Genomic DNA, 13,343 nt, shown 5'->3' with positions numbered 1-13,343 from the left:
GTCAAGCATCACAGCACTCGCTTTCGCTGGGGGGCGGTGGCGCCCGAGATGGTCAGGTCGACGCGCGAGATCTCGCGGCCGAACAGCCGCGACAGGCGCGTGCGCAGTTCGCTCTGGGCGGCGGCGGCCGCTTCGAGCACGGGGGTGGCGGCCTGCACGGCCGCGGTGTCGTCGAGGCGCGGCACCGGGAACGGCGACGTCACGCGCACGGCGGCGGTGTCGCGGGCCGAGACGATCTCGACGTGGACGCCCTTGGCATCCACCCCGATGATGTCGGCGGCGGCCCGCTCGGCCGTCTTCTGCAGCACGCGGTCGGCGATGTTCACCCGGCCGGCCGGGAGGCCGGGGCCGGCAACCGCGCTGCGGCTGCCGACCCCGGGGGAAGCGGTGACGGTGGTCACGATGTGCTCCGACCCTTGAAGGCGTTGACGACGTTGCGGAAGTCGATCTCACCCGCGGTGATACGGGCGACGACCACACCGATCGCCATGAAGAGGGCGACGAGGATGAATCCCCAGAAGCCGAAGATCAGGGCGCTGAGGGCCAGCACGAGACCGGCGAGAGCGCCCTTCGTCGTGGCGCTCACTGGACGCGCTTCTCGGACTCGGCGTCGTTGTTGTCGTCGCCCGGGATGTGGACGTCGTTCACATCGACGTTGACCTCGACGACCTCGAGACCGACGAGACGGCTGATCGCACCGGCCACGCGGCCGCGGACCTGGTCGGCGACCTCCTGGATCGGGGCGCCGTACTCGACGACGATCGTGACGTCGGCGGCGGCCTGGGTCTCGCCGACCTCGACCTTGACGCCCTGCGTTAGGTCGGTGGCGTTGATGGCGTCGCGGATGGCGCCGAGGGCGCGGGCTCCGCCGCCACCGAGCGCGTACACGCCGTTGACCTCACGGGCCGCGATACCGGCGACCTTCGCGACGACGCCCTCGGCGATCGTGGTCTTGCCCTCGGTGTGGGTCTCCTGACCGCGTGCGGCGAGGGGACGGTTCACACGCGACGCCGCCTGGGGGACGTTCTGCGCAGCGGGGGTGGTGGGGGCGTTCTCAGCCATGTCCGTGCCTTTCGATGTCGTGACCCGATGTTTCGGGGTGGGCGCTTCGGCCTACACCACTAAGACGTACCGGCTTTCGGAATCGTCACGCCGGGATTGAAATTCCTTTCGCGTTGTGTATGTGAGCGAATGCGCTTACGCCGTATATCGCTGTCCTGGCGGGCCGGTCAAGCGGCACGATCCGTTCGTTTCACGTCGCCATGATTCGGAGGTTGCGGCGGCATCCGGAGAACTCGGGTGTGACACTCGCCCTGCTCGCAACGTCATCCCCCCGACACACCCGTGGGAACAGACAGAACGGAGCATCATGGGCAAGAAGGACAAGAAGCGCAACGAGCCGGTCGACATCGCGGACTCCACCTCGGAGCAGCAGCGGCAGAAGGCGGGCAGCTGGTCGTCGCCCGCGCGATACGCCGCGGAGCTGTTCGGCACCTTCCTGCTGGTGCTGGGCGGAGTGGGCACAGCGCTGTTCGCGGCGAACTTCCCCAGCGCCGACGACAACCAGGCCGGCGTGGGCTTCCTCGGTGTGGCCCTCGCCTTCGGCCTGACCCTGGTCGCGGGCATCGCCGCGGTGGGCCACATCAGCGGAGGCCACTTCAACCCCGCCGTGACCCTCGGCCTGCTGGCTGCCGGTCGCACCGACGCCCGCCACGTGCCGGGGTACATCCTCGCGCAGCTGATCGGCGGCATCCTGGCCTCCAGCGTCATCGCCCTCGTGCTCGCCGGGGGTCCCGACGGCTTCGCGGCCGCACAGGAGGCGGGCTTCGCCTCGAACGGCTTCGGCGAGGGCAGCCCGGGCGGATACGGTCTGGCGGCGGTCTTCGTGGCCGAGGCCGTGCTCACCGGCATCTTCCTCGCGGTGATCCTCTCGGTCACCGCCAAGGCCGAGTACCAGGCGTTCGCGCCGATCGGGATCGGCCTCACGCTGACGCTCATCCACCTCATCAGCATCCCGATCAGCAACACGAGCGTGAACCCCGCGCGCTCGATCGCCACCGCCGTCTACGGCGGCGCGCTGCCGCTGAGCCAGCTGTGGGTCTTCATCCTCGCCCCGATCGCCGGAGCCCTCGTGGCCGGAGCCGTGGTGCGCGTGCTGGGTCGTCGCACCGTCACCGTCTGATCGCGGGCGCTTCGGCGCCGGCCCGGGAACGTGGGGTTCCCGGGCCGGTCCGCGTCTGCCGGGCGTACGCTCGACCCATGTCCCCCCTGCTTCCGTCGGCGCGGTCCTGACATGGGCCGCCTCACTACGTCGCGCCGGGTGACGCGCATCACCCTCGAGGGCGCGAACCGCCAGCGACCGGATGCCATCGCGGTCGAAGAGCCGCTCGAGATCCGCGTCGCGGGATCGCCGCTCGCCGTCACGATGCGCACGCCGGGCCACGACGTCGAGCTCGCGGCCGGCTTCCTCGTCTCGGAGGGCGTGATCAGCCGCGGCGACCAGTTCGCCCGCGCGATCCACTGCGGGGGCCCGGGTACGGGGGGCGCCGACGGCAACACCTACAACGTGCTCGACCTGACGCTCGCGCCGGGCGTCGCCCTGCCCTCCCCCGACATCGCACGCTCCTTCTACACGACGAGCTCGTGCGGGGTCTGCGGCACGGCCTCGATCGAGGCGGTCGAGAAGGTGTCGACCTACGACGTCTCGAGCGACGAGCTGACGGTGTCCGCGCACGACGTCGCGGCCTTCCCCGACCGGCTGCGCGAACAGCAGAAGACCTTCGACAAGACCGGCGGCCTGCACGGCGCCGCCCTCTTCGACGGCACCACGGGCGAGCTGCTCGTCGCACGCGAAGACGTCGGTCGGCACAACGCCGTCGACAAGGTCGTCGGCTGGGCGCTGCTGAACGACCGCCTGCCCCTGCGCGGCACGGTGCTGCAGGTGTCGGGCCGCGTGAGCTTCGAGCTCGTGCAGAAGGCCGTGATGGCCGGCATCCCGATGCTCTCGGCCGTGTCGGCGCCGTCGTCGCTCGCCGTCGAGCTGGCCGAGCGCGCGGGCCTGACGCTCGCCGCCTTCGTGCGCGGCTCGAGCATGAACCTGTACACGCGGATGGATCGCATCATGGCCCCGTCCACAACCCCCGTGACCGAAGAGGTCGCGGGCGTACGCTGACGAACGTGCGCGCGGTGTGTGGATGCCACCGACTCGGCGCCGGAAACCACGGAGGGTAAGCATGGGTGAGTCGTTCGGGCTGATGACCGAGGAACCGCGCCAGGGAGGCCTCGGGCCGCAGGTCGACGGCGAGTGGTCGAGCACCGGCCCCTACGAGCACCCCGCCGCCGGGTGGGGCGCCGCCCTCACCGTGGGCAAGGTGCTCTACGAACAGCGTCAGCCCCTCGCCGGCACCAAGGCGATGTTCACCATGAACCACCCCAAGAGCGGCTTCGACTGCCCGGGGTGCGCGTGGCCCGACGACAAGGGCGTCACGCTCGACATCTGCGAGAACGGCATCAAGCACGTCACGTGGGAGATGACCCACAAGCGCGTGGGCAAGGAGTTCTTCGCCGAGCACTCGGTGAGCGAGCTGTCGCAGTGGAGCGATTTCGAGCTCGAGGATGCCGGGCGCCTGGTGGGGCCGATGGCGTACGACGCCGCGACCGACCACTACGTGCCGATCTCCTGGAACGACGCGTTCCGCATGATCGCCCAGCACCTCACCGCCCTGGACTCTCCCGATCAGGCGGCGTTCTACACCTCCGGCCGACTGAGCAACGAGGCGTCGTTCCTCTACCAGCTGTTCGCGCGGGAGCTCGGGACGAACAACCTCCCCGACTGCTCGAACATGTGCCACGAGGGCTCGGGCCGTGGGCTCACGGCATCCCTCGCCACGGGTAAGGGCACTGCCGACCTCGAGGACTGGGAGGCGTGCGACGCCCTCTTCGTGCTCGGCGTCAACGCGGCCTCCAACGCCCCGCGCATGCTCACGAGCCTCGCCGAGGCCATCGACCGCGGTGCTCAGGTCGTGCACGTCAACCCGCTCCGCGAGGTCGCGGGCACCCGCACGATCGTGCCGCACGAGATCGTCGACATGGCGACCTTCCACTCCACGCCGACCAGCACGATGAACCTGCAGGTGCGCCCGGGCGGCGACCTCGCGCTCGTCCGCGGAATGGCGAAGGTCGTGTTCGAGGCGTCGGAGACCGACCCCACCGCCCTCGACCAGGCCTTCCTCGACCGGTACACCAGCGGTCTCGACGACTACCGCGCCCTCGTCGAGGCGACGTCGTGGGACGAGCTCGTCGAGCAGGCGGGACTCACCGAGGCCGAGATCCGCTCCGCCGCCGCCGTCTACCTCGCCTCGAAGGCGTGCGTCATCAGCTGGTGCCTCGGCGTGAGCCAGCACCAGCACGGCGTCGACACCGTGCGCGAGATCGTCAACCTGCTCCTGCTGCGCGGGAACGTGGGACGCAAGGGCACCGGCCCCTCCCCCGTGCGCGGACACAGCAACGTGCAGGGCAACCGCACGTGCGGCATCAACCACAAGCCCACCGAGGAATGGCTCGCGAAGCTCGACGAGGTGTGCGGCATCACCTCGCCCCGTGAGCCGGGACTCGACACCGTCCACACGGTCGCGGCCCTGCACCGCGGCGACCTCAAGGTGTTCCTCGGCATGGGCGGCAACTTCGTGCGGGCTGCTCCCGACACGAAGCTCACCGCTGAGGGAATGGGTCGGGTCGGTCTGACCGCGCACGTCAGCACGAAGCTCAACCGCAGTCACCTCACCCACGGCAAGGAGGCGCTTATCCTCCCCTGCCTCGGCCGGACGGAGCGCGACGTGCAGGAGGCGGGCCCCCAGTCGATCTCGACCGAGGATGCCATGAGCTCGGTCATGCTCTCGCTCGGCTCCCGCAAGCCCGCGTCGCCGCACCTGCTCAGCGAGCCCGAGATCATCGCCCGCATCGCGCGGGCGACGATGCCCGACTCGGCCACCCCGTGGGAGTGGTACGTGGGCGACTACGACCGCATCCGCGACACGATGGCCAAGGCGCTGCCCGGCTTCGAGGGCTTCAACGAGCTCGTGCGGCAGCAGTACGGCTTCCGCATCCCGCAGCCCGCGCGCGAGCGCGACTTCCGCACCCCCTCCGGCAAGGCCGAGTTCTCGCAGGCCGACCTCCCCAACGTCATCCCCGAAGAGGCCGACGTGCTGGTGCTGCAGACCATGCGCTCGCACGATCAGTGGAACACGACCATCTACTCGGCCGACGACCGCTACCGCGGGGTGCGCAACATCCGCGAGCTCGTGTTCATGAACCGGCGCGACATGAAAGAACGCGGCATCGCCGAGGGCGACCTCGTCGACATCGTCGCGACCTCGCGCGACGGTTCGGTGCGCAGCGTCACCGCCTTCCGCGCCCTGGAGTACGACACTCCGCGGGGGAGCGCCGCCGGCTACTTCCCGGAGCTGAACGTGCTGCTCGGTCCCGACGACTACAGCCGCCAGAGCGACCAGCCGCTGATGAAGGACATCCGGGTGCGCATCGCGAAGACGGCCTGACGCTGCGGCCGGAGCCGGGCCGTCGCGCCTCGGCTCCGGCCCGGAGCGACGCCGCGCTGCGGCCCCCGCCCGTGTGCACAACGGCGGGCCGATCACCGACACACCGTCTCCCGGCGCGCGTGCGGCGGCGTGTCGACCGCGCCACCCGCCGTTGTGCACGGCCACCGCGCTCGACGCCGCGGCATCCGCCCCCGCCTCAGGCCGGCAGCACCCCCGTGCGGGCGAGTTCGGCGTACCAGCGACCGCTGTCCTTCACGGTGCGCTCGAGCGTGTCGAAGTCGACGCGCACGATGCCGAAGCGCTTCGCGTAGCCGTAGCCCCACTCGAAGTTGTCCATCAGCGACCACACGAAGAACCCGCGCAGGTCGACGCCCTGCTCGAGCGCGCGGTGGGCGGCGGTGAAGTGGCGGCGGAGGTAGTCGAGCCGTTCCGGGTCGGGGACGGAGCCGTTGGCGGCCACGACGTCGTCGAACGCGGCGCCGTTCTCGGTCACCATGAGCGGCTGCTGCGGAAACTGCTCATGCAGCGACAGCAGAAGCTCCTCGAGTCCCTCGGGAGCGATGTTCCACCCCATCGCGGTCGACGGCCCCGGCTGCGGCAGGAACTCGAGCACCTCGTCGCTTCCGGGCCACGCCGTGCCTCCCGCGGCGGCCTTGTGTCCGTCGTTACTCTGCTTCGGCGACACCCCGTCCCAGATCTGCGCGGTGACGGTGGAGTAGTAGTTCACGCCCAGCACGTCGAGGGGTTGGCGGATGGCATCCAGATCGCCGTCATGAACGAAAGACCAGTCGGTGACGGATGCCGTGTCGGCGAGCAGGTCGTCGGGATAGGCCCCCCGCAGCATCGGGCCGGTGAAGGCGCGGTTGGCGAGGGCGTCCACGCGCCGCACGGCCTCGCCCGCCTGCTCGCCGCGGCCCCGCGGCACGTGGAAGTTCAGCGTCACCGAATACGCCGGGTCGCCGGTCGAGGTGGCCCGCAGCGCCTGCACGGCGCGGCCGTGGGCGAGGTTCAGGTGGTGCACCGCGGCGAGCGCGGCCGCCGGTTCGTGCCGACCGGGCGCGTGCCCGCCCTGGCCGTAGCCGAGGTAGGCCGAGCACCACGGTTCATTGAGCGTCGTCCAGGTGTGGATGCGATCGCCCAGGGCCGCCCCCATGATCTCGGCGTAGCGCTCGAAGGCGTCGGCGGTCGCGCGCACGGGCCAGCCGCCGGCATCCTCCAGGGCCTGCGGCAGGTCCCAGTGGTACAGCGTCGCGACGGGATGGATGCCCCGGTCGAGGAGGCCGTCGACGAGGCGCGAGTAGAAGTCGATCCCGGCCTGGTTGACCGCACCGGTGCCCTCGGGGACGATGCGCGGCCACGCGATCGAGAAGCGGTAGGCGCCGAGCCCCAGCTCCGCCATGAGATCGAGGTCGGCCTCCCAGCGGTGGTAGTGGTCGCAGGCCACATCTCCGGTGTCGCCGTTCCAGACGCGGCCCGGGGTCTTGCTGAAGGTGTCCCAGATGGAGGGGAGGCGGCCGTCCTGTGCCGCCGCCCCCTCGACCTGGTACGACGCCGTGGCCGAGCCGAACGTGAAGCCCTCGGGGAAGACGAGTCCGCTGTCGCGGTAGTCGGCGGCGCCGACCGTGGGAGGAAGGGTCATCGGGGGGCCTCCTCGAGGTCGACGGGGAAGACGGACGCACGTCCGTCGGGGGTCGTGACGATGATCTCGCGCGTGCCGCTGCCGCCGGGGAAGACGCGCAACTCGAGGCCGTCGAGGTAGTCGTAGTCGGGCCGGTCGACCCGCGCACCCCAGGGGATGACGGCTCCCGGCCGAGCGTAGAGCGGAAGGCTGTCGAAGCCGTGGCGTTCGCGCCGCCATCGCCCTCCCTCGACCGTCTCGCCGCTCAGCAGGTGCGTCCATCGCCCCGCGGGGAGGTAGAACTCCACCTCCCCCTCGGCCGAGAACACGGGGGCGACGAGGAGGTCGGGTCCGAGCATGTACTGCCGGTCGAGGTGGGCGACGGCGGGGTCGTCGGGGAACTCCAGCATCATCGGCCGCATGACCGGTACCCCGTTGGCGGCCGCCGAGAGGCCGAGCTGGAAGAGGTACGGCATCAACCGCATCTTGAGGTTCGTGAACAGGCGCGTGATCTCGACCGCCTCCTCGTCGAACTGCCACGGCACGCGGTACGACTCCGAGCCGTGGAAGCGGCTGTGGGTGCCGAGCAGGCCGAACGCGGTCCAGCGCTTGAACACGGCGGCATCCGGGAGCCCCTCGAAGCCGCCGATGTCGTGGCTCCAGTGCGCGAAGCCGCTCATCGCGAGCGACAACCCGCCGCGCAGGGTCTCGGCCATTGAGGCGAACGTCGACGTCGAGTCGCCGCCCCAGTGCACGGGCATGCTCTGCCCTCCCGCCGTCGCCGACCGGGCGAACAGCACCGCGTCGCCTTCGCCGCGCTCCTCGACCAGCACGTCGTAGACGGCCCGGTTGTACAGCTCGGTGTAGAGGTTGTGCATGCGATCGGGGGCGCTGCCGTCGGCGTAGACCACGTCGAGGGGGATGCGCTCCCCGAAGTCGGTCTTGAAGCAGTCCACGCCCTGTCGCACGAGACGGCGCAGGTGCTCCTGGAACCAGCGGGTGGCATCCGGGTCGGTGAAATCGACCAGGCCCATGCCGGCCTGCCAGAGGTCCCACTGCCACACCGAGCCGTCGGCCCGGCGCACGAGATAGCCCGCTTCCGCCGCCTCGGCGAACAGGGGCGACGCCTGGCCGATGTACGGGTTGATCCAGACGCACACGCGCAGGTCGCGCTCGTGCAGGCGTCGGAGCATGCCGTCGGGGTCGGGGAAGACGCGGGGGTCCCACTCGAAGTCGCACCACTGGAACTCGCGCATCCAGAAGCAGTCGAAGTGGAACACCGACACCGGCAGTTCGCGGCGGGCCATCTCGTCGATGAACGAGGTGACGGTCGCCTCGTCGTAGTCGGTGGTGAAGCTCGTCGACAGCCACAGGCCGTACGACCAGGCCGGTACGACCGGGGGTCGGCCGGTGAGAGCGGTGTAGCGCGAGAGCACGTCGGCGGGGGTGGGGCCGTCGAAGACGAAGTACTCGAGAGCCTCGCCGGCGACCGAGAACTGCACGCGCTCGACCGCTTCGGAGCCCACCTCGAACGACACGTGACCCGGGTCGTTGACGAGCACGCCGTACCCGCGGTTCGACACGTACAGCGGCACGTTCTTGTAGGCCTGCTCGCTCGAGGTGCCGCCGTCGGCGTTCCAGATGTCGACGGACTGGCCGTTCTTCACCAGCGGCCCGAACCTCTCGCCGAGGCCGTAGACGAGCTCGCCGACGCCGAGGTCGAGCTGCTCGTGGACGAAGGTGCGCGGAGGGCTCGATCCCGCCGGGTCGACGATCGCCCGGTCGACCTGCGCCCCTTCGTCGAGCGTGACGTAGGCCTGCGCCTTCGCGCCGCTGGATGTCAGCGTGCGACCGCCCGAGCGGAAGCTCAGCGACCACGGCGCGCCGCCGGCCACCCGCGCCTCGAGCGTCCCGGAGCGCAGGATGCCGGCATCCGCATCGACCGACCCCGCCTCGGTCCCCGCGCCGGGCAGTGGGAAGGAGCAGCCGCGCCCCCGACCGGTGTGATGCTCGATCCGCACGCGCACGACCCCCTCCGCCGGCGACGACAGGGTCGTGGTCAGCACGGGCCGGTTCAGCGTGTCGCCACGGCGCTCGATCACCTTGGTCGGAGCCAGCACGCGCAGGCCCGGACCGTCGATCGTCTCGACCTCGCGGATGTCGACCGCCTCCTGCGCGTACAGCGCGCGCACCCCCGGCCGCAGCTGCCAGAACCCGTCGGTGAACTTCATCGCTCCTCCTCCACGACGACGACGGCTCCGGATGCCACCCGCACGGTGCCGTCGTGCCGCTCCCCCGTCAGGAGGTCGCGTCCCGACGCCGACGCCGTGCGCTCGGCATCCGTGTGGTTGATGAGGAAGAGGTAGGAACGGCCCTCTCCGACGCGTCGGACGACGTCGAGCCCCGGCTCGGATGCGACCACGGGGACGACCCCCGCGGCGGCGAGCACCTCAGCGAGAACGGCGTCGAGGCCTTCGGGGTCGGGCCGGGTGGCCAGGTAGGACGCGGTGCCCCGGCCGATCGTGCGGCGGGTGAAGACGGGAACGCCGGCGCGTTCGCCGCTCGTCGCGCGAGCCCGCACCTCGGCGTCGTGGGCGTCGACGTTCTCGAGCCACACCGACGCCGAGTGGCCGGTGTCGAGAGTCACGCTCTCCCCGGGCATCAGCGGGAAGAACTCGTCGACGCGGATGCCGAGCAGATCGCGGAAGGCGCCCGGATACCCGCCGGTGCGCACGCGGTTCTCGGGATCGACGATGCCGGAGAGGTAGGTCACGAGCACGTGGGCACCGTCGTGCGCGAGCCGCTCGAGGCGTGCGGGCAGCGCGTCGTCGACGAGGTAGAGCGTCGGCACGATCACCACCGCGTACCCGTCGAGGTCGGCCGACGACGGCAGCACGTCGACCGCGACACCGCGCAGGGTGAGGGCGCGGTGCACGGCGATGGGCATGTCCATCGGGTCGACGAGGTCGCTGGGCTTGCGGCCGCTGCGCAGGGCCGCGACCATGTCGTGGTCGAACAGCAGGGCGACGCGCGCCTTCTCGACCCGCGTCCCCCGCACGGGCGCGAGGGCCTTGAGCGTCGCGCCGAGCCGTTCGACGTCGCGGAAGATCGTCGAGTCCGCCCCGGCGTGGGGCAGCATCGCCGAGTGGTACTGCTCGGCGCCCGCCGACGACGCCCGCCACTGGAAGAACAGGATGCCGTCGGAGCCCCGAGCGACGTGGGCGAGGGAGTCGCGCGCCATCTCGCCGGCGGACTTCGCACGGTTCACCCCCTGCCAGTTCACCGCCGCCGTCGAGTGCTCCATGAGCATCCACGGGCGCCCGTCGACGAGGCCGCGCACGCGGTCGGCGCTGAAGGCCAGCTCGCTGTGGCGGAACGGGTCGGCGCCGATCGTGTAGTGGTCGTTCGCGACGATGTCGACCTCGCGCGCCCACACCTCGTGATCGGTGGCGCCCGGGGTGTTCATCACCATGAAGTTGGTCGTGATCGGGATCCCGGGGGTGATCCGTCGCAGTTCGTCGCGCTCGGCGCGGTAGTGGGCGATCAACGCGTCGGAGGTGAAGCGCTCGAAATCGAGCAGGAGACCGGGGTTGTGCCCCGTCCGCGCACCGCGCGGGGGCTCGACCTGGTCGAACGAGGTGTAGTGGTGTCCCCAGAACGCCGTGCCCCACGCGGCGTTCAGGCGCGAGACGTCGCCGAAGCGTTCGGCGAGCCAGACGCGGAACGCCGCGCCCGTCTCCTCGCTGTAGCACCGCCCGTTCTCGTTGCCGATCTCGTTGCTGACGTGCCACATGCGCAGCGCCGGGTGCGAGCCGTACCGCTCGGCGACCGCGCGCACGACGCGCAGCGCGTAGCGGCGGAACACCGCCGAGCTCGGCGACCAGGCGAGGCGCCCGCCCTGCGCGGTGCGGTGGCCGTCGGCATCCACCGTCGCGATCTCGGGGTGCGCCCGCAGGAGCCAGATCGGCGGCGCCGCGGTCGGGGTGGCCAGGTTCACCCCGATGCCGCCGGCGTGCAGCAGGTCCATGATGCGGTCGAGCCACCCCCAGTCCCAGACCCCGTCGGCGGTTTCGAGCAGACCCCACGAGAAGATCCCGAGCGACACCGAGGTGACCCCCGCGAGCTGCATCAGGGCGATGTCCTCGGGCCAGAGCTCCTCGGGCCATTGCTCGGGGTTGTAGTCGGCCCCGAAGGCGATGCCGTCGGCGATCCAGCCGAAGCGGGTGGGGGCGGGCAGGTCGGCGGCGTGCGAAGAGAAGTCGTTCATGGTTCTTTCGTGAGGGGAAGGCGCGAGCGGGGGGAGGTCAGCCCTTGAGGCTGCCGCTGACGAGGTCGAGTCGCCAGAACCGCTGCAGGAAGATCATCAGGAGCAGCAGCGGCACGATGGCGAGCAGGGCGCCGACGATCGCGAGCGAGTACAGCGCCGGTGTTCCGGTTCCGCGGTTCAGCAGGAGGTAGAGGCCCGTCGTCAGGGGGTAGAGCTGTTCGTTGCTGAGCATGATGAACGGCAGCAGGAAGTTGTTCCAGATTCCGACGAACTGCAGCATGAACACGGTGATCAGGCCCGGGACCATCACGGGCATCGCGATCGACAGGAAGATGCGGAACTCGCTGGCGCCGTCGAGCCGTGCAGCCTCGACCGTCTCTTCCGGCACCGACGACTGCGCGTAGATCGTGGCCAGGTAGATGCCGAACGGGTTGATGATGCTCGGCAGCAGCACGGCCCAGTAGGTGTTCGCGAGGCCCAGCTCGGCCATGAGGAAGTACTGCGGGATGGCGAGGGTGATCTGGGGCAGCATCACGCCCGCCAGCAGAACGTTGAACACCACCGCGCGCCCCCGGAAGCGGTAGCGGGCGAGCGCGTATCCGGCGGCAGCCGACACGAGGGTCGACAGCACCGCACCGCCCCCGGCGTAGAGCAGGCTGTTGCCCGCCCACTTCCAGTACACGCCGCCGCCGTAGGTGGACAGGTCGACGAGGTTCTGCCAGAACCCGGTCCCGGGCAGGAACGAGAAGGTGCTGAACAGCTCTCCGCGCGACTTCGTCGAGGCCGTGATCACCCAGACGATCGGGATGAGCGTGTAGATCGCGCCCATCAGCAGCACGAGGCTGGGGATGACGCGGCCCCGGGCGGCGGGGCGCGGGCGGCGCGCGGGCGGACGCGGCGCGGTCGTCGTCGGGACGTCGGCGGTGAGGGTGGCCATCAGTTCTCTCCGAAGGTGCGGCGCTGCAGAAGGCGGAGGAGCCCGAGCGAGATGATCAGGGTGCCCAGGGCCAGCACGACCGAGGCGGCCGCCGCCCCCGAGGTGTTGTCGAGGTTGAAGGCGTCGCGGTAGATCTTCATCAGCGGGAAGAAATTGAACGAGATCGAGTTCGACATCGACCGCAGCGTCGTCGGTTCGCCGTAGGCCTGGAGTGTGGCGATGATCGAGAACAGGAACGTCAGTACGAGCGCGGGCGTGAGCAGGGGCACCTTGATGCGCCAGGCGATCTGCCATTCCGAGGCGCCGTCGATCTTGGCCGCCTCGTAGAGCTCGGTCGGGATCGACCGCAGCGCCGTGTACATCACGATCATGTTGAAGCCGACGCCCGCCCAGACGGCGATGTTCGACAGCGACAGGTAGAGCCAGGAGCCGTTGAGGAAGTCGACCGAGGGCAGCCCCACGGCCTCCAGCAGGTAGGTCGCGGGACTCGTGCGGGGCAGGTAGAGGAAGCCCCAGAGCAGCGCGCCGATCACCCCGGGAACCGCGTAGGGGAGGAAGATTGCCAGGCGCGAGAAGCGGGCGAGGCGCACCCCGGGCAGATCCAGCAGCAGCGCGAACGTCAGCGCGAGACCGAGGGTCAGCGGCACCGAGATCAGGGCGAAGATCCCGAGTCGACCCAGGGATGCCACGAGCTCGGGATCGGTGAGCGAGGCGACGTAGTTGTCGAAACCGACGAAGGTCTGCCGACGGATGCCGAATGCTCCGCCGCTGGAGCGCAGCTGCATGACGCTGAGGTAGATCGCGTACCCGATGGGCACGACGAGGAACATCGTGAAGAGCGCGAGGGCGGGGGCGAGGAATGCCCACGGGGCCACACGGGGCCGGAGGGAGGTGCGCCGGGGGGCCGCGCGCGGGACGGTGGTGGTCACGGTTGGTTCTCCTGGGTGGGCGGTGGGAGGGCGTGCG

General features: G+C 70.4%; 11 protein-coding genes. 3 read left to right on the top strand and 8 right to left on the bottom strand.

Annotation, left to right across the window (positions count from 1 at the left end; all coding sequences use genetic code 11):
• Positions 1–8: 8 nt before the first annotated feature.
• Genes RWH44_RS07655 through RWH44_RS07645 form a run of 3 tightly spaced genes read right to left on the bottom strand, consistent with a single transcriptional unit; the run spans position 9 to position 1,062 of the window.
• Positions 9–401 (bottom strand): Asp23/Gls24 family envelope stress response protein, encoded by a 393-nt coding sequence (locus tag RWH44_RS07655; RefSeq protein WP_298870280.1) that lies wholly within the window; start codon positions 399–401, stop codon positions 9–11.
• On the bottom strand, positions 398–586 hold the full coding sequence (locus tag RWH44_RS07650) for a DUF2273 domain-containing protein (protein WP_076673182.1): 189 nt from the start codon (positions 584–586) through the stop codon (positions 398–400). The genes RWH44_RS07655 and RWH44_RS07650 overlap by 4 nt, the downstream gene beginning before the upstream one ends.
• Positions 583–1,062: an Asp23/Gls24 family envelope stress response protein gene (locus RWH44_RS07645; RefSeq protein WP_316004104.1), complete on the bottom strand. Its 480-nt coding sequence runs from the start codon at positions 1,060–1,062 to the stop codon at positions 583–585. The genes RWH44_RS07650 and RWH44_RS07645 overlap by 4 nt, the downstream gene beginning before the upstream one ends.
• A gap of 307 nt (positions 1,063–1,369) precedes the next feature.
• On the opposite strand from RWH44_RS07645, the gene aqpZ reads away from it, so the two are divergent.
• The 3 genes from aqpZ to RWH44_RS07630 all read left to right on the top strand — a co-directional run bounded on the left by aqpZ (position 1,370) and on the right by RWH44_RS07630 (position 5,555).
• Positions 1,370–2,182: an aquaporin Z gene (aqpZ, locus tag RWH44_RS07640; protein ID WP_316004103.1), complete on the top strand. Its 813-nt coding sequence runs from the start codon at positions 1,370–1,372 to the stop codon at positions 2,180–2,182.
• A gap of 111 nt (positions 2,183–2,293) precedes the next feature.
• The gene (gene fdhD / locus RWH44_RS07635) at positions 2,294–3,172 is read left to right on the top strand and encodes a formate dehydrogenase accessory sulfurtransferase FdhD (protein ID WP_316004102.1); all 879 of its coding nucleotides are present in this window, start codon (positions 2,294–2,296) and stop codon (positions 3,170–3,172) included.
• A 61-nt stretch (positions 3,173–3,233) separates the two neighbouring features.
• Positions 3,234–5,555 (top strand): FdhF/YdeP family oxidoreductase, encoded by a 2,322-nt coding sequence (locus RWH44_RS07630; RefSeq protein ID WP_316004101.1) that lies wholly within the window; start codon positions 3,234–3,236, stop codon positions 5,553–5,555.
• A gap of 196 nt (positions 5,556–5,751) precedes the next feature.
• On the opposite strand, the gene RWH44_RS07625 is transcribed toward RWH44_RS07630, so the two are convergent.
• From RWH44_RS07625 to RWH44_RS07605, 5 genes are read right to left on the bottom strand one after another with little or no spacing between them, the layout of a single operon-like run.
• Positions 5,752–7,194: a GH1 family beta-glucosidase gene (locus RWH44_RS07625; RefSeq protein WP_316004100.1), complete on the bottom strand. Its 1,443-nt coding sequence runs from the start codon at positions 7,192–7,194 to the stop codon at positions 5,752–5,754.
• A complete protein-coding gene (gene yicI, locus RWH44_RS07620; protein WP_316004099.1) occupies positions 7,191–9,404 on the bottom strand; it encodes an alpha-xylosidase in 2,214 nt (737 codons plus the stop codon). The genes RWH44_RS07625 and yicI overlap by 4 nt, the downstream gene beginning before the upstream one ends.
• Positions 9,401–11,440: a beta-galactosidase gene (locus RWH44_RS07615; RefSeq protein ID WP_316004098.1), complete on the bottom strand. Its 2,040-nt coding sequence runs from the start codon at positions 11,438–11,440 to the stop codon at positions 9,401–9,403. The genes yicI and RWH44_RS07615 overlap by 4 nt, the downstream gene beginning before the upstream one ends.
• A gap of 37 nt (positions 11,441–11,477) precedes the next feature.
• Entirely contained in the window at positions 11,478–12,377 is a 900-nt protein-coding gene (locus RWH44_RS07610) for a carbohydrate ABC transporter permease (RefSeq protein WP_316004097.1), read from the bottom strand.
• A complete protein-coding gene (locus tag RWH44_RS07605; RefSeq protein WP_316004096.1) occupies positions 12,377–13,306 on the bottom strand; it encodes a carbohydrate ABC transporter permease in 930 nt (309 codons plus the stop codon). Before RWH44_RS07605 ends, RWH44_RS07610 begins: the two co-directional genes overlap by 1 nt.
• Positions 13,307–13,343: the final 37 nt, after the last annotated feature.

The organism is Microbacterium phycohabitans (assembly GCF_032464935.1).
Classification (GTDB): domain Bacteria; phylum Actinomycetota; class Actinomycetes; order Actinomycetales; family Microbacteriaceae; genus Microbacterium; species Microbacterium phycohabitans.
The sequence above is the reverse complement of the archived record's forward strand: the minus strand, read 5'-3'. Positions and strand labels throughout refer to the sequence as shown.